Source organism: Novosphingobium resinovorum (genome assembly GCF_027922145.1).
GTDB lineage: Bacteria > Pseudomonadota > Alphaproteobacteria > Sphingomonadales > Sphingomonadaceae > Novosphingobium > Novosphingobium resinovorum.
In genome coordinates, this window is the sequence record NZ_BSFC01000027.1 from 1 (window position 1) to 20,791 (window position 20,791).

Consider the following 20,791-nt stretch of genomic DNA (forward strand, 5'->3'; position numbering starts at 1 on the left):
CGGCAGGGCTTCGAGCAGGACCACGTTCAGCCCCATCTTCGACAGCACCGCCGCTGCCTCGAGCCCGATATAGCCGCCGCCGATGACGACGATGTTCTTCGTGCCCGCATCGACCTCGGCCATCAGCATGTCGCAGTCCTCGCGGGTGCGCACCGCGTGGACGCCCGCCAGCTCGGCGCCGCCGCACGACAGGCGCCGCGGATCGCCGCCGGTCGCCCAGACCAGCTTGCCGTAACCGAAGGTCGTGCCGTTCGAGAGCGTCAGTTCCTTCACATCGGCGTCCACCCTGGTGACTTCGGTGGAGAGCCTGAAAGTCACCTCCTTCTCAGCCCAGAACGTCGGCGGGCGGATGTAGAGACGATCGAAGGTCTTCTCGCGCGCGAAGTATTCCTTGGAGAGCGGCGGGCGCTCGTAAGGATGCTCCGGCTCGCGGCCGATGACGGTGATGGTTCCGGTGAACCCGTTCTGGCGCAGGGCGAGCGCGCACTGCGCTCCCCCATGTCCCGCTCCCACGATGACGACGTCTGATTTTTCCATGGCGCGTTGAGTTCCGCAATTTAACCGCGCGGTCAATGCCCCAGGCGAAATCTAGTTACCTTGATAGGGGGCATCGCATTGCTGGACAAACGTTCAGCCTACAGGCTGCTTCATCGCGTCCATCGTCAGTTCCAGCGAGCGAATCTGCGCCTCGGGATCATACGTGGCGATGCTGACGATCAGTTCGTCCGCCTGCGTGCGGGCGACGAAGTCCTCTATCCCCTGCCGCACCGTCGCCGGGCTGCCGACCGCGCTGACCGAGCGGACCTGCTCCAGCATCGCCCGCGCCGCGCCGGGAAGACCGGCGCGGTAATCGCGTACCGGCGGCTTCAGGCGGCCCGGATTGCCCGAGCGCAGCGCCACGAAGCTCTGGTCGGTGGAGGAGGACAGGTAGACCGCCTCCTCGTCCGTATCGGCGGCGACCACGTTGATCGCGGCCATGAAGTGCGGCTTCGCCAGGGTTTCGGAGGGCTCGAACCGCTCGCGGTAGACGCGCGCGGCATCATCCAGTGCGGCGGGAGCGAAGTGCGAGGCGAAGGCGTAAGGCAGGCCCAGCATCGCCGCCAGCTGCGCGCCGAACAGGCTGGAGCCGAGAATCCACATCTCGACATCCGCCCCCGCGGCCTGAGGCGAAGGAACGCCGCCCGCCGCCTGCCCCTGGAACCGGGCACGCAGTTCCACCACGTCGTTGGGGAAGCGCTCGGACGCGGCGTGGATGTCCTTGCGCAGCGCATGGGCCAACCGCCCGTCGGCGCCCGGCGCGCGGCCGAGACCGAGATCGACGCGGCCGGGGAACAGCGCCGCCAGCGTGCCGAACTGCTCGGAGATCACGTAAGGCGTGTGGTTGGGCAGCATGATCCCGCCCGCGCCAATGCGGATCGTGCTGGTCGCATTGCCGAGATGCGCGAGCACCACCGAGGTCGCGCCGCCCGCGATGCCGTCCATGCCGTGATGCTCGGCCACCCAGTAGCGCCGGTATCCCGCGCGCTCGGCCGCCTGCGCGGTCCTTACGGAGATATCGAGCGCCTCCGCGACAGTGCCGTCTTCGCGGACGGTGACGAGATCGAGGACGGACATCGGGATCATGGGAGAAACCTTATTTTGCCGGATCAGGAGAGCCGAGCTGGGATAGGTACTGCTTCGCCGTCACCGCAGCGTCACTGGAAGGCGCGGCCGCGACGACCGATTCCCAGCTGCGCCGCGCGGCGGCATCGTTGTGCGAGAGCATGGCGATGACGCCCGCCTCCAGCCCGATCTCGGGGTCTTGCGGAGCGAGGCTCGCAGCTTTCTCGATCTGGGTCTGCGCCTGTGCCAGCTTGTCCTGACGGCGCGAAAGCGTGGCCGAAAGCAGCCACGCCTGCGCATTGTCCGGCTGCGCGGCGCGCGCTTCGGCAAGGGCGTTGGCGGCCTCGTCGGGCTGCTTCACGGCGACCAGCCCGCGCGCACGGTCGAGCGCTATCGAGGCGGTGAGGTCCGCATCGCCGACGATCTTGGCGTCCGTCGCTGCAGGGGCGAGCAGCGAGAGCGCCTGCCCCGCCTGCCCGGCGGCGAGCGCGGCATTGCCCGCCATCGCCCCCAGACGCGCGCGGCTTGCATGGTCGGCAGGATCCGCGGCATCGCGGGCATTGGTGAAGGCGGTGCGCGCCTCGTCCCAGCGGTCGAGGTCGCTGAGCGCCACGCCGAGGCACAGGCCCGCACGCACCCGCTCGCGCCCGATGGCGTCGGCCAGCGCGCTGCGGGCGAGTTCGGCGGATTTCTCCGGGTTCGCCTCGACCGCGCTCATGCAACCGGCGCTGCTGCGGGCGGCAGGCATGGCGACGTTCTGCGCCTCGCGGGCGCGGCGGTCGCGGTCTTCCTTGTCCTTCTTCTCGATGATCTCCAGCGGCAGCTGCGAAGCATAGGGCCGTGCCGAACTCGGCAGGCTGGAAGCAGGGCCGACCTGGGCCATCAGCGGAAGGAGGAGAAGCAGCGAGGACATGGGGATCAGGACTCCGGGGTGCCCTCTGCGCGGGGCCCTGCCAACGGAAGCACCAGTTCCGCGACGGTGCGCAGGAGCAGGCGAATGTCGGCATCACGCGAGAGGCGATGATCGCCGTCCTTGATCAGCGTGACCTGCACGTCGGCTGAACGCAGTTTCTCCGCCAGCTTCAGGGAGATTTCAAAAGGCACGTCGGGATCGCGCTGGCCGTGGAGCAGGCGCACCGGGGCGTCGATGGCGATCTCGCCCTCCAGCAGCAGGTTGGCCTGTCCGTCTGCCCAGAAACCGGGGTGCGTGGGGGTCGGCTCGGGGCCGTAGGGATTGTCCTCGAAGAGGATTTCCCCGTCCGCGAGCAGCGCCTTGTCCATCTGGGGGATGCCCCATTCGGTGAAGTCCGGCGCCGGTGCGATGCCGACGAGGCCCGCCAGCCGGTCCCCCAGCGCGAGGCCCGCCATCAGCATCAGCCAGCCGCCCATCGAGGAACCGACCAGCACGATCTTCTCCTCGGTTTCCAGCGCGGCGACGAGCGCGAGCACTTCCTGTTTCCAGCGCGTGAGCGTGCCGTCGGCAAAGTCGCCCGGCGATGCGCCGCAGCCGGAATAGTCGAACAGCAGGCAGGGGAGCCCGCTGGCGCGCGCCATCTCGAACAGGGCGGCGGCCTTGGAACCGGCCATGTCGGACATGTAGCCGGGGAGGAAGACGATGACCGGGCCAGTGCCGGGAGTGAAACGGTAGGCGATCGAACGCCCGTCGGAGAGATCGAGATAACTGGTCGAGGTCATGGTGCCCTTAGTGGGAAGTGGTTGGCTGCAGGGCAAGGCGACGGTGCGAATTAAGAAAAGGCCCACCCCCGGCCCCTCCCGCAAGCGGGAGGGGAGAAGAAGGCGGCATCGCCCTCCCGCTTGCGGGAGGGCCGGGAGGCTTGGCCCGCAGGGCCTAGCCGGACGGGGTGGGCCAGATTGGTATCGAAACCTCTGGACGCCCTTACCGTAATGCGATCTTAAGTCCCGACCGCTAACCGTTCGGGCCGATATGAGCGCCAAGGTCATCCACTTCCCCACCCGCCCGTCCCGGCTTGCGCTGCGGCTCGAATGGTTCGCCACCGATCGCTCGGTGCTGCTCGGTATCTGGGCGCTGTATTTCGCGCTGCGGGTGGCGGTGCTGCTGATCGACGTGGCGCCAACGTCCGATGCGGAGTGGTATTTCACGCGCGCCGTCAGTCTCGCGGCGGGCCAAGGCTATCTCGACAACCAAGGGGCGCCCACCGCGTTCTGGCCCGCAGGCTGGCCGATCGCGCTGGGGCTGGTGTTCGCCAAGTTCGGCGCCGGCCAGGTTTCGCTCGGCCTGTTCAACCTCGTGAGCGCAATGCTGATCGGCGCCATGGCGCTGGCGCTGGGGCGCCGCCTGTTCGGCTCGGAGGGCGCAGCGCGCGCCGGGCTGTTGCTGCTGGCGGTCTACCCCAACGCGATCGGCTACGTCCCGCTGGCGCTGACCGAGGTGTTCTACACCGCGCTGCTGATGGCGGGATGCTGGGTGATCGTGACGCGCACCAGCCGCTGGCACCTCGTCAGCGCCGGGTTCCTGTTCGGCGTTGCCACCATGGTCAAGGCGCAGACGCTGGTGGTAGTGCCGCTGCTGTTCGCGATCGAGTGGCTAAGGATGGGGCAGGTGTGGAAGCGCTTCCCGCGCCTTTTCGGTGAGGGATTGCTGGTGCTCGCGCTCGCCGCGCTGACGGTGCTGCCCTGGACGATCCGCAACGAGATCCAGCTGGGCCACTGGGTCGCGGTCTCGACCAACGGCGGCTATACGCTCCTCACCGGCAACCACGACACCGCGACCGGCGACTACACCCCCGACGCGCCGGTGGTGAAGGAGCTGATGGCCCGCCCCGGCCTCGACGAAGTGGCGCGCGACGCCGAGGCGCGGCGACTGGGAATGGCGTGGATCACCGCGCATCCCGACCGCTTCGCCAAGCTGCTGCCGAAGAAGTTCCTGCGCCTCTGGCTGCCCGATGGCGAGGCCGAGTGGGCCTATCAGGGCGGCGCGCCGGGCTATGCGCGGTTCGAGATGGTCTATCGCGCGGTGCGGGTGCTCAATCAGGGGTACTACGTGCTGCTGATGGCGGCTTTTGGCGCCGCGTTCTTCGTGATGATCGCAAGACGTCGGCGCGACGGGCAGCGGTGGATCGGCTGGTGGCTGCTGCCTTACGGGATCGCGCTCTATCCGACGCTGATCTGCCTCGTGTTCTCGGGCCAGTCGCGGTTTCACTATCCGGTGATGCCGTGGGTCTGCATGACGGCCGGGTGGCTGGCGATGACGGCGCTGGGCAAGCTGAGCGAACGCGGAACGCACGTGCATACTCTGCACTGAAGGGCTCGAGCCCTGGACGGGTGGTTGTGAACCGGCAACGTGGCAGCGTGAGGCGCAGGGGCTTCGACAAGCTCAGCCTGAGCGGATTTCAGAAATACCCCTATTCCCGCTCAGGCTGAGCTTGTCGAAGCCCCTGCGCAGAAAGCACCGCTCAGTACAGGATCGGCGCCACGACCCGCAGGATCACCTTGCCATCGGCACGGATCGTGCCGAAACCGGTCTCCTCACGCGGCCGGGCAGGTTCGGCGGCGGACTGGAACAGTCCCAGCGACACCGCGACAGCCGCCGCGATCGCTACCGCCACGCCGACCCGTGCCCCACGCCTTCGCTTCAACGGCCCGCCAGCCATCACTCGCCCCTCTGGAATATCTCTTCGATCGTCATACCAAAGAGGTCGGCGATGCGAAAGGCCAGCGGCAGCGAGGGATCGTAGCGCCCCGTCTCGATCGCGTTGACGCTCTGGCGCGAGACTTCCAGCCGCTCGGCCAGATCCTGCTGGCTCCAGCCGCGCTCGGCGCGCAGGACCTTGAGGCGGTTCTTCACGCCTCCCTCCAGCGATTGACGATAGAGCTGGCGCCCAGTCCCACCGCCCACACCGGCACGGCGGCCCAGCCGGGAACGTGCGGGACCAGTTCGAACGTCTCGAGGAAGCCCCAGACGGTCGCCACCGCCAGCAGCAGCCCGGTGGCCCAGAGAGCCGCGTTGATGACACGCAGGCGAAGATACTCGTCGGTCTCCTCCACCAGATAGCGCGCCATCGTCCACAGCATGAAGAAGATCGGCAGCGCCGGCAGCAGCGCCAGCAGCCAGAGCAGAGGCCCGGATGCGCCGGACTTGGCCCCGAAGACGGCCACGAACAGGAAGATCACATAACCGAACGCCCAGATCAGGCCCCGGCGATTGTAGCGCCGCGTTGCGGGAGACAGCGCTCCGCACGCTGCCTGTGCCTTCTCGGAAGCGCGGACCAGCGGGATCAGCAGCAGCATCGGTGGGATCATCACCAGCGCCGAGGGAATCGACCCCAGATCCAGCGCACGCGCGGCGAACCCTGTGCCGAACATGCCTACGAAAAACGCGCCACCCCAGAACCAAGCGGGTCCGCGCGACAGGGTTTGGTCCGTCATGACAAGCCTCCTTGCTTATGTGTAAAGGACGTTTGTCACTCTAGTCATCATAAGTCAAGCAACATTGACATTATGGAAAGTAACCTCGTCGTCATCGGGTGATCCCGGGACCACGCTTGGCTTTCCGCGCCCGAATCGCTACATCGCGCTCATGCTGTTGCGCACCGCCAAGACTACGACCCAGACTACTCGGCTCGTCCGGGCACGGTTGGTCGCAGGCTGATCACGCGAACCGCCGTCGCCCGGATTTCGGGCGAGATTGGCGTCTCTCGTTTCCGAAATAGAGCCATTTCAGCCGACGCCGCACCTTCACCCGGAGGCGCGCCTGTGCCATGGCGCCCCCAAAGGTTTTCCGCCCACATGCTCTGGTATGGCATGGGGCAAACGAGAGAATGAGTTCGTCCATGTCCGAAATGTTCAAGATCAGCCTGCCCGACGGTTCCGTGCGCGAGATGCCGCAAGGCTCGACCCCGGCCGACGTCGCTGCCGCCATCGGCCCCGGCCTCGCCAAGGCCGCCCTCGCCGCGAAGATCGACGGTGAGCTGGTCGACCTGTCGCGCCCCTTCACCGGCGACGCCAGCCTCGCGCTCGTCACCAGCCGCGACGAGGCCGAAGCGCTGGACCTCGCCCGCCACGACTTCGCGCACGTCCTTGCCGAAGCGGTGCAGGCGCTGTTCCCCGGCACGCAGATCACCTTCGGTCCTTCGACGAACGACGGCTTCTACTACGACTTCGCCCCGGCAGAGCGCCCGTTCACCGACGAGGACCTGCCCGCGATCGAGGCGGAGATGCGCAAGATCATCGCCGCCAACAAGCCGCTGCGCCGCGAAGTGTGGGACCGCGAACAGCTCATTAGCCGCTGGAAGCAGCAGGGTGAGAGCTTCAAGGCCGAATGGGCCGCCGAACTCCCCGGCGACGAGCCGCTGACGGTCTACTGGTCGGGCGACGACTGGCTCGACATGTGCCGCGGTCCGCACCTGCCCTCGACCGGCAAGCTGGACCCCGCCGCCTTCAAGCTGACGCGCGTATCGGGCGCCTACTGGCGCGGCGACCAGAACAACGCGATGCTTTCGCGCATCTACGGCACCGGCTGGCTCAACAAGAAGCAGTTGGCCGAGCACCTGACGCGCCTCGAAGAAGCCGCCAAGCGCGACCACCGCAAGCTCGGTAATGAGATGGACCTGTTCCACCTCCAGCACGAAGCGCACGGCTCGGTGTTCTGGCACCCCAAGGGCTACGTGATCTATCGCGCGCTCGAAGACTACATGCGCCGCGCCGTCAACGACGCGGGCTGCAAGGAAGTGAAGACGCCGCAGGTCATGGACGCGCGCCAGTGGGAGCAGTCCGGCCACTGGGGCAAGTACCGCGAGAACATGTTCGTCATCCCCGACGAAGTGCCCAACACCGAGGACGACGGCCCGATCATCTCGGACGACGCGCAGTGGATGGCGCTCAAGCCGATGAACTGCCCGGCGCACGTCCTGATCTTCAAGCAGGGCATCAAGTCCTATCGCGACCTGCCGCTGCGCATCGTCGAGAACGGCTGCTGCCACCGCAACGAGCCGCACGGCGCGCTCCACGGCCTGATGCGCGTGCGCCAGTTCACGCAGGACGACGGCCACATCTTCTGCCGCGAAGACCAGATCGTCGGCGAAGTGCAGGCGTTCTGCGAGATGGCGGACCGGGTCTACCGCGACTTCGGCTTCACTTACGCGATCAAGCTGGCACTGCGCCCGGACAACCGCATCGGCACCGACGAGCAGTGGGACAAGGCCGAGGCCGAACTGCGCGACGCCGTGGTGCGTGCCGGTCTCGCCACCGAGGAATACGGCTGGGAGGAACTGCCCGGCGAAGGCGCGTTCTATGCGCCCAAGCTGGAATGGCACCTGACCGACGCGATCGGCCGCACCTGGCAGGTCGGCACGATCCAGTCCGACCGCATGCTGCCCGAGCGCCTCGACGCGCACTACATCGGCGAAGACGGCGAGAAACACCGCCCGGTCATGCTGCACCGCGCGATCTTCGGTTCGTACGAGCGCTTCATCGGCATCCTGATCGAGCACTTCGCGGGCAAGCTGCCGGTGTGGCTGGCCCCGGTTCAGGCCGTGGTGACGACGATCGTTTCGGACGCCGACGGCTATGCCGCCGAAGTCGCCGCCAAGCTGAAGGCGGCGGGCGTGCGCGTCGAAACCGACGTGCGCAACGAGAAGATCAACTACAAGGTGCGCGAACACTCGCTCAAGAAGGTCCCGCACCTCGTCGTCGTCGGCAAGCGCGAGGCGGAGGAAGGCACCGTCGCCCTGCGCACGCTCGGCGCCGAGCACCAGAAGGTCATGACCCTCGATGAAGCCATCGCCCTGCTGACGGCAGAGGCGACCGCGCCGGATCTGAAGGCATGATCCAGCGCGAACTCCTCGACAGTGCATGGATTCCGGACGGCGAGAAGCTTGAGCTGTTCCGCCACGACAAGGATTTCATGATCGTCATCGGCCACAACGAGCTGATGAGCACGCGCAAGTGGGGCTCGGAAGAGGCCCTTGCGACGATGGCCTACGACCGGATCAAGGGCTCTTCCAAGCGCCCGCACTTCCTGATCGGCGGCTACGGCATGGGCTTCACCCTGCGCGCCGCGCTTCGGGTTCTGCCCGCCGATGCGAAGATCACCGTCGTCGAACTGGTGCCCGAAATCATCCAGTGGGCACGCGGCCCGATGGCCCACCTGACCGGGGACTGCCTCGAAGACCCGCGCGTCAACCTCGTGATGGGCGATGTCGCGCAGGCCATCGTCGACGGCCACGGCGACTACGATGCGATCCTGCTCGACGTCGACAACGGCCCCGACGGGCTGGTGCGCGAAGACAACAACGTCATCTATTCCAAGGTCGGCCTGCGCGAAGCCTACGGGGCGCTGACCCCGGACGGCGTGCTGGCGATCTGGTCGGCCGGCGCCGATCCCGCCTTCACCCGCCGCATCGAACGGGCGAGATTCGCGGTGGACGAAGTGAAGGTCCACGCGCGCAGCAACGGCAAGGGGCCGAAGCACGTCATCTGGTTTGCGTCGAAGAGCGAGTAAAGGAAAATCCTGGGGCCATCGCCCCAGACCCCTTTACTGTCGTCGTAGCGCGCGCTGCAGCGTTCCGTATGGATTGCAGGCCAAAATAGCCTGCGGCGCTTTACCTCACTCTCGTCATTGCGAGCGCAGCGAAGCAATCCAGGGCGGTGCAGCACTGCCCTGGATTGCTTCGCTGCGCTCGCAATGACGAAATTTTGGGCCTCACATTTTGTGCGCAATGCCGCTGCACGCAATCAGCTCGACGGTAACAGGGGTGCAGGGGAGCCATGCTCCCCTGCTTTCTTCTTCGAGCCCTTCGAAACCGCCACGATCACCGCACTGCCGAGCAATATCCCGGTAACCATGGTCCCAACCGCCAGAAGCCCGACCGGACTGAAATCCGCCCGGGCTTCCGCGCTGAAGACCTTGCCGAAGCGCAGCGCAGCGCTGGTGACCTGACGATCCTTGTAGAGCTTCATACCCCCAAGATTACCACAGCACCCCGTGCTTGTCAGGCTGGACGGGTGCGGGCGCTGGCTCGCCGATCGCCTGCAGGAGGTCGATCTCGATCGTGCGGCACATGGAATTGAGCGGCAGGTCGTGGACGTCGTTGGCGAAGGGGTCGACGAGATCGTCACCGATCGCCAGCACCGCGAGGAACATCAGCCCTGCGATCGTCGAGCCCAGCGGCGTCGCGAACTGCAACGTCTCGACCAGCCCGATCGGCAGGAGGACGCAGAACAGGTGGGTGAACACTTCGGGGATGAAGCGGTACTGGAACGGCAACGGCGTGTTCTTGAGCCGCTCCATGCCGCCTTGCGAGTTGGCAATATCGACGAGGACCGCCTCCATCTGCGTCTGCTGGATGGTGTCGATCCAGCCCTTGCGGCGAGCCTGATCGATGCGGCGGCCGGTGCCGTCGAGAATGCCGTTGGCGACGTTGACGCGGCTGAATGCGGGGTCCTTCTCGTCACCGGGAAATACGCGAAGGACTTCCTCGTCCTGCGGCAGACGGCGGAGCTGGCAGCGCAGCGCGTTGACGTAGGCGATCTGGCGATAGACGATCTCCCGCTTCAGCTCCGACGCCTCGGGGTCGGGCATGAAGTTGCGGGCCGCACGCGCGATGTTGCGGCTGGCGTTGATCATCAGGCCCCACAGCCCGCGCCCTTCCCACCAGCGCTGGTAGGCCGAGTTGCTGCGAAAGCCGAGGAACAGCGCCAGCGCCGAGCCGAACAGCGTGATCGGCAGCTCCGGCGCCTTGAACGGGAGTATGTAATAAGTGATCGTGACGATCACGTCCCACACGAAGAGCAGCGTCAGCGGCTTCCAGATCTCCTGGATGACGCGGGTGGAACTCGGTATCTTGGCGACGATCATTGGGTCCTGGCAGGCTCCGTTGTCACGGTTTCGGGCTCACGGGCTCGGCAGCGGCGGGGCCGACCTTGGGAGCACCCTCGGTCGAACGGGCCATCGCGATCGAAGTTCCGGTGGCGGGCCGGATCGAGAACCAGTCTACACGGTCCACGGCGACCAGAAAGGCCAGAACGCCGCAACCGAACAGGAAAAGCAGGCCGTTGCCGATGAACGATTCGCGCACGCGGGCGCGGTCGGCGTCAGTCATGTTGCGCATTGTCATCTCCATCAAAGGGTCGCCTTAAAGATTGGGGACGCCCGATTTCGATTGCATCATTCCAATGCGACAAAACTTTGCTGCAACGCAATATCTAGGTGTGCAGTGCAACAAGCGAGACAAGACGCAGCCACGCTCTGTCACGAAACGTTGAATTTGTTTGAAAAGATTGCCGGCCGATGAACGGCATGGCGCTCAGAAGGGCAGTGCGTCGCGCGCGAGGATGAGCGCCAATGCGCAGCCACCGACGATCAGCGGGCGCAACCATTCGCTCCCGATGACGGGACGATGAACCTGCGCGAGAGCGACGATGCGAGCCATGCGCGCGACTATGCACGCGCAGTGGTTTCCAAAGCGTTAAGGCAACGTGTCAGACCGACGGCATCTGCTGGCTGGAACAGTGGAAGGAACCGCCGCCCGCCAGCACCGCATCAGCCATGACGCCCAGAGTGTCGCGGTCCGGGAACAGCGCGGCGATGGCGGCGACGCCCTCCTCGTCATGCTCGGTTCCGTAGATCGGCACGACCACCAGCTTCGAGGTGATCGCGAAGTTCATGTAGCTGGCAGGCTCTACCCGGCCATCGGTCTCGACCCGGCCCGGCGAAGGGACTTCGGCAACCTTGACGCCCATCGCCTCGGCCCGCGCCTTCGCGTCGGCGTAGATCGCGGCGTTGGGATCGTCCCTGCCGGTCGCGCGCGGCACCGCCAGCAGGTTCGGCGCCACGAACCGGGCGAGGTTGTCGACGTGACCGTCGGTGTGGTCGTTGATCAGGCCATCGCCCAGCCACAACACGCGTTCGTAACCGAGATCGCGCTGCAGCCGCATGTCGAGGTCGGCGCGGGTAAGGTGCGGGTTGCGGTTGGGGTTGAGGAAGACCTGCTCGGTCACCGCCACCAACCCGGTGCCGTCGCCATCGATCGCGCCGCCTTCGAGAATCCAGTCTGCCATCTCGACGTCGAGACCCGCATCGCGCGCCAGTTCCTCGCCGATCTCCTGATCGCCGTCCATCAGGTACTTGCCGCCCCAGCCGTTGAAGCCGAAGCGCATGCCCTTGCGGTTACCATGCGAGTCCACGGTAACAAGCGGCCCGGTATCCCGCAGCCAGACGTCGCCATAGCGGCGGGTTTCGAGCTTCACCTTGTCCGACACCAGTTCCAATGCGCGGGCGCGATTCGCCTCGTCGCGCACGATCAGCCGCACTTCCTGTCCGCTCTCGGCGACGGCGCTGGCGAAATCCGCCATCTGCTCCTGCGCGCGTTCGAGGAAGCCGGGCCACTCGACCGGATCATGCGGAAAACCAATCCACAACCAGTCCTGCGCGGCCCATTCGGGGGGGAGAGTGAAAGTCACTTGGTGTTGCATCCCTTGGTTGCAGCGGCGCAGTCCCGGTCGTGGATGGCCTTGTCGCGGATCGCGCGGAATTCGTCGCCTGCGCGCCAGTTCGGCCACATCGTGCCGTCCGCCAGCGTGCGGCCGAGGTCGTAGAACAGTTCGACGTCCTGGGTGATGCCGCTCCAGTCCCAGTTTTCCGAGTATTCATCGGCCGGGGCGTGGTAGCGGTTGTCGGTGTAGTCCTGCGCGGCCTTCTCGCCCGCCGCCGTACCGCCGTTCATGAGGTCGCCGCTGCGCTCGACGTTGAACATCGGCACGCCGCGCTTGGCGAGGCTGAAGTGGTCGGAGCGGTAGTAGCCGCCGCGCTCCGGGTGATCCTCAGGCACGTCGGTCAGCCCACGCGCCTTCAGCGCAGCGAGGTAGAGGTCGCCCAGCTCGGACTTGTCGCCGCCGGTCTGGGTGTAGGACTTCGCGCGGCCCGCAGGCAGCAGCGCATCCATGTTCACTCCGCCGACGGTGTGATCGAGCGGATAGATCGGGTTGGCGCCGTAGAACTCGGAGCCAAGCAGCCCCGATTCCTCTAGCGTCAGCGCCACGAAGACCTGGCTGCGCTCGGCAGGCCCGGTCTCGGCATTCATCTTCGCGATGGCGGTGAGCGCCGCGACGCCGTCGGCATTGTCGACCGCGCCGTTGCAGATGTCGTCGTTCGGCTTGCCTCTCTGCGGCGTGCAGTGGCCGAGGTGGTCCCAGTGCGCCGAATAGAGCACGACCTCGTCCGGCCGCGACTTGCCCGGCAGCACGCCGACGACGTTGTTGGACGTCGAGCGGCGGATGGCATTGTCGAACCCGAAGCTGACCTTGAGACCGAGCGGGACCGGCCTGAAGCCCTTGGTCTGCGCCGCTTTCGTCAGCGCTGCGAGGTCCTTGCCCGAGGCTTTGAGAATCGCCTCAGCCACGGGCTTCTGGATCCAGCCGTTGGCGACGGTCTGGTCCATCGCGTCGTTCGGGGTCTGCACCGAATACTGCGCGCCGGTCCAGCTGGAGTTGACGACGTTCCAGCCGTAGGCCGCCGGGAACGTGTCATGCACGATCAGCGCGGCGGTCGCGCCCTGCCGGGCGGCTTCCTCGAACTTGTAGGTCCAGCGGCCGTAGTAGGTCATGCGGCGGCCCTTGAAGAGGCCCTGCTCGCCCTCCATCGCATAGTCCGGGTCGTTGACGAGGATCACCGCCGTCTTGCCCTTCATGTCCAGCCCGGCATAGTCGTTCCAGCCGAGTTCGGGCGCGTTGATGCCGTAGCCGACGAAGACCAGTTCGCTGTCCTGCACCTGCGACTTCGGCGTTACCCGGTAGCTCGACGCGACATAGTCGTCGCCCGGCTTGAACGAGAGCGACGACGCCGCGCCGGAAACCCTGAGCGGCGTATAGTCGCTCGCGGTGATCTCCACGGTCGGCACCGGCTGGAGCCACTGGCCCTTGTTGCCCGGCTGCAGGCCCGCCGCCTTGAACTGGGCGACGATGTAGTCGAGCACCTTCGGCTCGATCGCGGTGCTCGGCGCGCGGCCCTCGAAGTCGTCGGCGGAGAGGCGCTTGGTGACGGCCTTCATCAGGTCCACCGGAACGTCCGGCTGCGCGCCTGCATCGGCGGGCGGCTTCAGCGCGGTGCCCTTGGGCAAGGGTTGGGCCGAAGCGGCGAGCGAAACGCCAAGCGCGGCCAGCGCGACGAGCGGCAGGTAAGGCTTCATGGGGGGACCTCCAGACGAACGGGCGCACAGGTGCCAGACGGCGCGGATGGGGGCAAGGGCCACCCACCCCGCTGCGAGTAGGCAGCAAGCTGCCAACTCTCGCTACCCCTCCCGCAAGCGGGAGGGGCACCCCTTCTTCTCCCCTCCCGCTTGCGGGAGGGGGCGGGGGTGGGTCAGCGCGCTTGCCCAAACCGCAAGCCACGGGCAGAACGCCCGCCATGAGTGCCGACTGGACCAGCGCGATCGACCGCGCCCGCGCCCATGCGCCGTTCCTTGCGAACGCGCTCGATCGCCTTCCCGCCGTGACGGAACTGCTGCAGGCCGGCAATGGTCAGGCCGCCCTCGCGCTGGCCCGCAAGGCAGGGGAGGGCGTCGCCGACACCGCCTCCGCCCTGCGCCGGGAGAAGCAGGCGCTCGGCCTCGCTCTCGCCATCGGCGACCTTGCGGGGGCCTTCCCGCTGCTGGAGGTGACCGGCGCCCTCTCCGCCTTCGCCGACCGGGCACTCGACACTGCGATCGTCGCCGGAATCCGCCGCCGCGTGCCGGACTACGACCCTGCCGAGCCAAAAGGCTTCTTCGCCCTCGCACTGGGCAAGCACGGCGCCGGGGAGCTGAACTACAGCTCCGACATCGACCCGATCCTGCTGTTCGACCCGAAACTCCTGCCCCGCCGCGAGCGCGACGAGCCCGGCGAGGCCGCCCAGCGCGTCGCCCGCGCGGTCGTCGAGATCCTCTCGCACGTCGGACACGAAGGCTACGTCTTCCGCGTCGACCTGCGCCTGCGTCCGGCCTCCGAAGTCAGCCCGCTGGCGATCCCGGTCGAAGGCGCGCTGAGCCATTACGAATCCTCCGCCCTGACCTGGGAACGCGCCGCCTTCATCCGTGCCCGGTCCTGCGCCGGGGACGTCGCGGCGGGCGAGGCGTTCCTCGCCGCGATCCGCCCCTTCGTCTGGCGCCGCAGCCTCGACTTCGGCGCCATCGCCGAGATCGGCCGCCTGACCGCGCAGATTCGCGCCAGCACGCGCGGCTCCCCGCAAGTCGGCCCCGGTTTCGACCTCAAGAAAGGCCGCGGCGGCATCCGCGAGATCGAGTTCTACGCCCAGACCCACCAGCTGATCCACGGCGGCCGCCACCCGGCGCTGCGCCTGCGCGGCACCCGCGCGACGCTCGACGCGCTGGCCGAGGCGGGGCTGGTTCCGGCCGAGGAAGCGCGCCTGCTCGGCGAGCACTACGACCGTCTGCGCACGATCGAGCATCGTCTGCAGATGCAGCACGACCAGCAGACCCACAGCCTGCCGAAAACCGCCGAGGGCATCGAGGCGGTTGCCCGGCTCGACGGCATGGCGAGCGGTCAGGCCCTGCTCGACGAACTCACCGCCATCACCGAGGCGGTGGGCGAGCGCTACGACACGCTGATCATGGCGAATACGCCCACCGGCGCGGTCGCGGTGCCCGACCAGTCGACCATGCCCGAGGACCTCGAAGCACTGGGCTTCGCCGATCCCGCCGCCGTCGCCCAGCGCATCGAGGGCTGGCTCGGCGGCAAGGTCCGCGCCCTGCGTTCCGATGCCGCGCGGGCGGCGTTCGTCGCGATCGCCCCGGACCTCCTCGCCGCGCTTGCCGCCGCGCCCGAACCCGATCGCGCGCTCGCCCGGTGGGAGCAGTTGCTCGGCAACCTGCCGAGCGCCATCAACCTGTTCAACCTGCTGCAGGCCCGCCCGGCGCTGATCGAGATGCTGGCGCGCATTCTCGGCCTTGCCCCGCCGCTGGCCGATGCCCTCGCCCGCCGCGCCGACCTGCTCGACCCGCTGATCGACGCCAGCGCCTTCGACCTGCCCGGCAGCGTTGCGGAACTGGTCGCCGAACTGACGCGGTTCGAGGCGGGCGACGACTACGAACGCAAGCTCGACGCGGTGCGGCGCAAGGTGGGCGAACTGCGCTTCAAGCTGGGCGTCCAGCTGATCGAGGGCGCGAACGATCCCATCGCCATCGGCCACGCCCTCGCCCGCATCGCCGAGGCCGCGCTGGTCGTCCTTACCGATGCCACCGCCGAGGAATTCGAGGGCACCCATGGGCATATCGCGCAGAGCGAGATGCTGATCCTCGGCCTCGGCCGCATGGGCGGCGGAGTGCTGACCCACGCCTCGGACCTCGACCTTGTATACTTGTTCAGCGGTGACTTCCGCCGCGAGTCGGACGGCCGCCGCCCGCTGGGCGCCACGCATTATTACAACCGCCTGTCGCAGCGGGCGATCTCGGCGCTGTCGGTCGCGACCGCGCAAGGCGCATTGTTCGAGGTCGATACCCGCCTGCGCCCCTCCGGCGAGCAGGGGCCACCCGCAGCCAGCCTCGAAAGCTTCGAAACCTACCAGCGCGAGCAGGCGTGGACGTGGGAGCACATGGCGCTGTGCCGCGCCCGCCCGCTCTACGGCTCGCCCGAAGGCCGCGCGGCGCTGGCCGCAGTCGTGCACGCCGTCCTCACCGCCCCGCGCGATGCGGAAAAGCTGCGCGCCGACGTGCTGAACATGCGCGAGAAGATGGCCCGCCACAAGCCGCCGGGCGGCCCGCTCGACGTCAAACTGATGCGCGGCGGGCTGGTCGATCTGGAGTTCATCGTCCACTTCATCCAGCTGCGTGAACGCGGACCCGGCCTCGATCCCGATCTCGGCGAGGCGGTGCGCGGACTGGCCGCAGCGGGACTCGTCGATGCCGCGCTGGTCGAGGCGCACGACGCGCTTACCCGCCTGCTCGTCGCCGGACGGCTGCTGGCGCCCGATGCGCAAGTGCCTGGCCCTGCAGCGCGCTTGGCACTCGTGCGCGCATGCGGCTATGGGGACTGGGAAGCGCTCGAAACGGGCCTCGCAACGGCGCGCCGCCACATCGCGGACGCCTGGCGCGCGGCCTTCGACGAAACCCTGGAGATAGACGCATGACCCGCCCGCACATCGGCGACCCGTTCCCCGACATTGCCCTTGAAACGCCGGACGGCGGCAGCGTGAAAGCCTCCGACTTCGCCGGTCGCAAGCTGGTGGTGTTCTTCTACCCCAAGGACGCGACCCCCGGCTGCACCACCGAAAACATCGAGTTTTCCGCGCTGCAGGGCGAGTTCGAAGCGGCAAACACCGCCCTTCTCGGCGTCAGCAAGGACTCGGCGAAGAAGCACCAGAACTTCATCGCCAAGCACGACCTCAAGGCCCCGCTCGCGACCGATGCGGAGGAGAACGGTCTCTCCGACGCGCTCGGCATCTGGACCGAGAAGCAGAACTATGGCCGCACCTACATGGGCATGGTCCGCACCACGTATCTGATCGGAGCGGACGGCAAGATCGCGCAAGTCTGGGACAAGGTGAAGGTCAAGGACCACGCCGCCAAGGTGCTGGAAGCCGCAAAGGCGCTGTAACTCACTCCTCGTCATTGCGAGCGCAGCGAAGCAGTCCAGAGCAGTCTCAAGCCGCCCTGGATTGCTTCGCTGCGCTCGCAATGACGAAACTTGGGAGAACTGCAATGCAGACCACCATCGCCGCCGCCATCCGTGCCGCCCTGCTCGAATGCGACCCGCACGCCAAGGTGATGGCGACGCGCAAGGTCGCGCGCGACTGGCGGCTCGGGAGGCTCGCCTTCGCGTTCGACGCCGCCATGCCCGAGACCCCCGGCCGTCCGGACTCGCCCGAACTGCTGCCGCCCGGCAAGATGCCCCGGCGCAAGGGAGGGGGCGAACGGGGCCGCATCGCCCTGTGGCACGCGCTCGCGCATATCGAGTTCGTGGCGATCGATCTCGCGCTCGATATGGCCGGGCGGTTCGGGCAATCGATGGGGCGGCAGTTCGTGTCCGACTTTCTCAAGGTCGCAGCGGACGAGGCCATGCATTTTTCCCTGATCGACAGGCATTTGCGCACGCAAGGCAGCCACTACGGCGCCCTGCCCGCCCATGACGGACTGTGGAGCGCCGCGCACGAGACGCGGGGCGATGTCGGCGGTCGCCTCGCCGTCGTGCCGATGGTGCTGGAAGCCCGCGCGCTGGACGTCACGCCCACGGCGATCGAGCGGGTCCGCACGATGGGCGACGAACGCGGCGCATGCATCCTCGAACGCATCCTTGACGACGAAATCGCCCACGTTCGATTCGGCGCAAATCATTTCGCCAACCACGCTGAACGGTTGGGCGAGGACCCGGGAGAGCTGTGGAAATCCTTGGTTTTTCGTTACTTTCACGGGTCGGTTAAACCGCCGTTCAACGACTCGGCGCGGCTCGCTGCCGGTTTGTCGCGCGATCTGTATACCGCGCTTGCCTGAGCCAAAACTAACGGCATAAGTCACACTCACGAGACGGCGGGGGGTTCCGACGATCTCCATACTCCTTGGCGCGACCGGTTTCGGCGTGCTCAAAATAGCGTCGCTTTCCTCGGAATGACGGCGGATAAGCAAGGTATTGCGAGTGGTCGTAACGAAATTTTTCGCCAAGTTCCGCGCAGTGACCGGCGTTTTCGTCGCAGCGGGACTGTCCATTGCAGCGCAACCTGCAATGGCCAACAGCAGCGCTGCCGCTGCCGACATTTCCTCCACCCTGCGCACCAGCCAGGCCGCGAACCAGTCGGTCACCGGCGGTGAGGACGAGCAGTTCAGCCAGCTGTTCAGCTCCTGGCAGAACTATGAGGAAACCGGCCTTGCCGCCGCCAAGCCCAAGGCAGCCGTCGGCGGCATCGCCACCGTCGCCATCCCCTCGCGCAACCCCCTCGCTCAAGAGCGCATGACCAGCACCTTCGGCATGCGCGAACACCCCATTCTCGGCGGTCGCCGCGCCCACAAGGGCGTCGATCTCGCCGCTCCCACCGGCACCCCGGTCTACGCCACCGCAGACGGCACCGTCAGCCGCGCCTCGTGGTTCAGCGGCTACGGCCTGTTCATCTCGCTCGAGCACGGCGGCGAGATGCAGACCCGCTACGGCCACATGTCGCGCCTGAACGTTGCGGAAGGCCAGCGCGTCCACAAGGGCGACATCATCGGTTACGTCGGTTCCACCGGCAACTCGACCGGCCCGCACCTCCACTACGAAGTGCGCGTCGACGGCGAGGCCGTGAACCCGGTCCCCTACATGCAGCAGCCGAGCCTTGCTTCGGCCAACTGACCAGCGTTTTCCTGTTGAGAGGAGGAAGAGGCGGCTCACAAGGCCGCCTTTTCTTTTGCCTGTGTTCCGCGATGCGCCAAAAAAAAGGGGGCAGCCCGTCACGAGGGTGGGCCGCCCCTTGAAGTTGGGGAGAAGCGGTTACCGCACCGGGGCTCCGCCGGAGCGGAAGGGGTTGGTGCGGTGGACCGGCAAGACGGTCTTCGCACTGGCGGCCGCGTCTCGCATTGATCGCGGTCAAATACGCCAGAACCCGCTGAAGTTCTTCTGCGCGCCGCCGTTCTTGGCCTGAAATGGACACGTCCCGCTTCCGGCCCACCCCGATCCTGCGCGAGCGCCGCCGCAGGCGCTGCACGCGCTTTGCGCTGACCGATTCGCGCGGAGGGGAAATTGCCGTGATCGTACGCGACATATCCTCGCGCGGGCTCAGTGCCGCTGCGGCGGGGGAGCCGCCCCGCCTCAACGAAGTGGTGCGCGCCACGCTGGAGGACGGCCGCGAGGTCTGGGGCCTCGTGCGCTGGCGCGAGGGCAACCTTTTCGGGGTGGAGTTCGATACGCGGGGGTGACGCTCACACCGCCGAACTGAAGCGCCGCAGCGAATCCTTGCGATACGGGTCGAACCGCGCCGCGATCGAGCGCGCGTAAGGCAGTCCGCCCGGCAGCACGACGAGGTCGCCGCCATCGGTCTCGCACAATCCGGCATCGAGGTAGGGGCGCAGCAGCGGCCCGGCCTCCTGCCACAAGTCCGCCGCCACAGGCGCGCGGCCCTGGCACAGCAGCGCCTCTATCACCGCGCCGCGCCGCTGGTCCTCGGCGCTCCGGACGATCCCGCGCGTCGCGGTCAGGCGGTCCTGCGAGAGCATCATGCGATAGCGCCCGGTGTTCTTCTCGTTCTGGACGAGCAGGTCCGGGAAGCCGCCGATCGCAGAGGCGCCCAGCCCCAGCAGGACCGGCGCCTGATCGTCGGTGAAGCCCTGAAAGTTGCGCCGAAGGTGTCCGGTCAGCGTCGCCTGCGCCAGCGGATCGCCGGGCAGCGCGAAATGGTCGAAGCCCACCGCGACATAGCCCCGGTCCAGCAGGAAGGCGTGCCCGTAAGCCGCCATGGCGAAGCGCGCCTCGGCACCGGGCAGTTCGCTCGCATCGATCTTGCGCTGGCGGGGGATCAGGTGCGGAACGTGGGCATAGCCGAACAGCGCGATGCGATCGGCGCCGAGCGCGACGGCGCGCTCCAGCGAATCCTTCAGGTGCGCCATGGTCTGGCCGGGCAGCCCGTACATCAGATCGAAGTTCAGCGAACCCACGCCCGCGCCGCGCAGCATGGCGACGGCCTGCTCGATCATCGCCGTCGGCTGAACCCGGCCGATCGCCCGCTGCAACGGCTCCGCAAAGGTCTGCACGCCGAGGCTGGCGCGCGCGATCCCGACCGAGGCGATCACCCCCGCCCACCCGGGGCCAAGGGTGCGCGGGTCCAGTTCGATCGAAGTGACCGGGTGCGAGGTCTCGAACTGCAGCGTCAGCGCATCGACCAGCCGCACGAAGTCGATCGGCGAAATGCCGTTGGGACTGCCGCCGCCGAAAGCGATACGCGTGACCCGCGCGCCTGTGGGAAGGCGTTCGGCGACGAGATCAATCTCGCGGTGAAGCGCGTCGAGGTAGCTGGCTACCCTGTCCCGCCGGTTGGCGACGCTGGTGTTGCAGCCGCAATACCAGCAGATCTTCTCGCAGAACGGGATGTGGACATAGAGCGATACCTCGCCCTGCGTGCGCTCCAGCGCCTCCTCGTATTGGCCCGCGCCTATCCCGCCAGCGAACTCGGCGGCGGTGGGGAAGCTGGTGTAGCGCGGCACGGGAATCGCCAGCAGTTCGGGGTGATAGGTCCACATGGCCGCAACTTTGCCTTATC

The 20,791-nt window shown here is 67.3% G+C and carries 22 protein-coding genes; 8 read left to right on the plus strand and 14 right to left on the minus strand.

The genetic code is table 11. The features are described from left to right. From PKE80_RS17665 to PKE80_RS17680, 4 genes are all read right to left on the minus strand, one after another. Window positions 1–537 (minus strand): NAD(P)/FAD-dependent oxidoreductase (locus PKE80_RS17665; RefSeq protein WP_271183616.1); only part of this gene is annotated, 537 nt, incomplete at its 3' end. 93 nt (window positions 538–630) lie between these two features. Further along, the gene (locus tag PKE80_RS17670) at window positions 631–1,623 is read right to left on the minus strand and encodes an LLM class flavin-dependent oxidoreductase (protein ID WP_036525801.1); all 993 of its coding nucleotides are present in this window, start codon (window positions 1,621–1,623) and stop codon (window positions 631–633) included. 10 nt (window positions 1,624–1,633) lie between these two features. Then, complete coding sequence (locus PKE80_RS17675; protein WP_211150663.1) at window positions 1,634–2,515, minus strand: tetratricopeptide repeat protein; 882 nt, start codon at window positions 2,513–2,515, stop codon at window positions 1,634–1,636. 5 nt (window positions 2,516–2,520) lie between these two features. Then, window positions 2,521–3,297: an alpha/beta hydrolase gene (locus PKE80_RS17680; RefSeq protein WP_271183617.1), complete on the minus strand. Its 777-nt coding sequence runs from the start codon at window positions 3,295–3,297 to the stop codon at window positions 2,521–2,523. Window positions 3,298–3,547: 250 nt separating this feature from the next. On the opposite strand from PKE80_RS17680, the gene PKE80_RS17685 reads away from it, so the two are divergent. Then, window positions 3,548–4,885: a glycosyltransferase family 39 protein gene (locus PKE80_RS17685; protein WP_271183618.1), complete on the plus strand. Its 1,338-nt coding sequence runs from the start codon at window positions 3,548–3,550 to the stop codon at window positions 4,883–4,885. A gap of 151 nt (window positions 4,886–5,036) precedes the next feature. On the opposite strand, the gene PKE80_RS17690 is transcribed toward PKE80_RS17685, so the two are convergent. The 3 genes from PKE80_RS17690 to PKE80_RS17700 are packed head-to-tail and all read right to left on the minus strand — an operon-like array spanning window position 5,037 to window position 6,009. Beyond that, window positions 5,037–5,189, minus strand: coding sequence for a hypothetical protein (locus PKE80_RS17690; RefSeq protein ID WP_155986255.1), 153 nt, complete (start codon window positions 5,187–5,189; stop codon window positions 5,037–5,039). A gap of 44 nt (window positions 5,190–5,233) precedes the next feature. Beyond that, on the minus strand, window positions 5,234–5,428 hold the full coding sequence (locus PKE80_RS17695; protein WP_036525793.1) for a helix-turn-helix transcriptional regulator: 195 nt from the start codon (window positions 5,426–5,428) through the stop codon (window positions 5,234–5,236). Next, window positions 5,425–6,009, minus strand: a complete 585-nt coding sequence (locus PKE80_RS17700; protein WP_069708527.1) for a hypothetical protein — start codon at window positions 6,007–6,009, stop codon at window positions 5,425–5,427. Before PKE80_RS17700 ends, PKE80_RS17695 begins: the two co-directional genes overlap by 4 nt. Window positions 6,010–6,413: 404 nt before the next feature. Here PKE80_RS17700 and thrS point away from each other — a divergent pair, with 404 nt between their 5' ends. Both thrS and PKE80_RS17710 read left to right on the plus strand, forming a co-directional pair. After that, entirely contained in the window at window positions 6,414–8,408 is a 1,995-nt protein-coding gene (gene thrS, locus PKE80_RS17705; protein ID WP_271183619.1) for a threonine--tRNA ligase, read from the plus strand. Further along, complete coding sequence (locus PKE80_RS17710) at window positions 8,405–9,082, plus strand: spermidine synthase (protein ID WP_271183620.1); 678 nt, start codon at window positions 8,405–8,407, stop codon at window positions 9,080–9,082. The genes thrS and PKE80_RS17710 overlap by 4 nt, the downstream gene beginning before the upstream one ends. Before the next feature lie 233 nt (window positions 9,083–9,315). Here the strand turns inward: PKE80_RS17710 and PKE80_RS17715 are convergent, their stop codons facing one another. The 6 genes from PKE80_RS17715 to PKE80_RS17740 form a co-directional block, all read right to left on the minus strand. Next, a complete protein-coding gene (locus PKE80_RS17715) occupies window positions 9,316–9,540 on the minus strand; it encodes a hypothetical protein (protein WP_271183621.1) in 225 nt (74 codons plus the stop codon). A gap of 10 nt (window positions 9,541–9,550) precedes the next feature. Then, window positions 9,551–10,438 carry a bestrophin family protein gene (locus tag PKE80_RS17720; RefSeq protein WP_036525784.1) on the minus strand — a complete coding sequence of 296 codons (888 nt, stop codon included), beginning with the start codon at window positions 10,436–10,438 and terminating at the stop codon, window positions 9,551–9,553. Between the two features lie 22 nt (window positions 10,439–10,460). Then, complete coding sequence (locus PKE80_RS17725; RefSeq protein WP_051586844.1) at window positions 10,461–10,691, minus strand: hypothetical protein; 231 nt, start codon at window positions 10,689–10,691, stop codon at window positions 10,461–10,463. Between the two features lie 195 nt (window positions 10,692–10,886). Continuing rightward, a complete protein-coding gene (locus PKE80_RS17730; protein ID WP_256434585.1) occupies window positions 10,887–11,012 on the minus strand; it encodes a hypothetical protein in 126 nt (41 codons plus the stop codon). A gap of 49 nt (window positions 11,013–11,061) precedes the next feature. Further along, a complete protein-coding gene (locus tag PKE80_RS17735) occupies window positions 11,062–12,054 on the minus strand; it encodes an agmatine deiminase family protein (RefSeq protein WP_271183622.1) in 993 nt (330 codons plus the stop codon). Continuing rightward, the gene (locus PKE80_RS17740) at window positions 12,039–13,766 is read right to left on the minus strand and encodes a M28 family metallopeptidase (RefSeq protein ID WP_271183623.1); all 1,728 of its coding nucleotides are present in this window, start codon (window positions 13,764–13,766) and stop codon (window positions 12,039–12,041) included. Before PKE80_RS17740 ends, PKE80_RS17735 begins: the two co-directional genes overlap by 16 nt. A gap of 218 nt (window positions 13,767–13,984) precedes the next feature. On the opposite strand from PKE80_RS17740, the gene PKE80_RS17745 reads away from it, so the two are divergent. From PKE80_RS17745 to PKE80_RS17765, 5 genes are all read left to right on the plus strand, one after another. Continuing rightward, window positions 13,985–16,699, plus strand: a complete 2,715-nt coding sequence (locus PKE80_RS17745; RefSeq protein WP_271183624.1) for a bifunctional [glutamine synthetase] adenylyltransferase/[glutamine synthetase]-adenylyl-L-tyrosine phosphorylase — start codon at window positions 13,985–13,987, stop codon at window positions 16,697–16,699. Beyond that, window positions 16,696–17,166, plus strand: a complete 471-nt coding sequence (locus tag PKE80_RS17750; protein WP_211150671.1) for a peroxiredoxin — start codon at window positions 16,696–16,698, stop codon at window positions 17,164–17,166. The genes PKE80_RS17745 and PKE80_RS17750 overlap by 4 nt, the downstream gene beginning before the upstream one ends. A 104-nt stretch (window positions 17,167–17,270) precedes the next feature. Then, a complete protein-coding gene (locus tag PKE80_RS17755; RefSeq protein WP_271183625.1) occupies window positions 17,271–18,059 on the plus strand; it encodes a ferritin-like domain-containing protein in 789 nt (262 codons plus the stop codon). 229 nt (window positions 18,060–18,288) lie between these two features. Then, window positions 18,289–18,891, plus strand: a complete 603-nt coding sequence (locus tag PKE80_RS17760; protein ID WP_271183626.1) for a M23 family metallopeptidase — start codon at window positions 18,289–18,291, stop codon at window positions 18,889–18,891. Between the two features lie 290 nt (window positions 18,892–19,181). After that, the gene (locus PKE80_RS17765; protein WP_211150673.1) at window positions 19,182–19,454 is read left to right on the plus strand and encodes a PilZ domain-containing protein; all 273 of its coding nucleotides are present in this window, start codon (window positions 19,182–19,184) and stop codon (window positions 19,452–19,454) included. A gap of 3 nt (window positions 19,455–19,457) precedes the next feature. Here PKE80_RS17765 and hemN read toward each other — a convergent pair whose 3' ends face one another. Further along, entirely contained in the window at window positions 19,458–20,771 is a 1,314-nt protein-coding gene (gene hemN / locus PKE80_RS17770; RefSeq protein ID WP_271183627.1) for an oxygen-independent coproporphyrinogen III oxidase, read from the minus strand. Window positions 20,772–20,791: the final 20 nt, after the last annotated feature.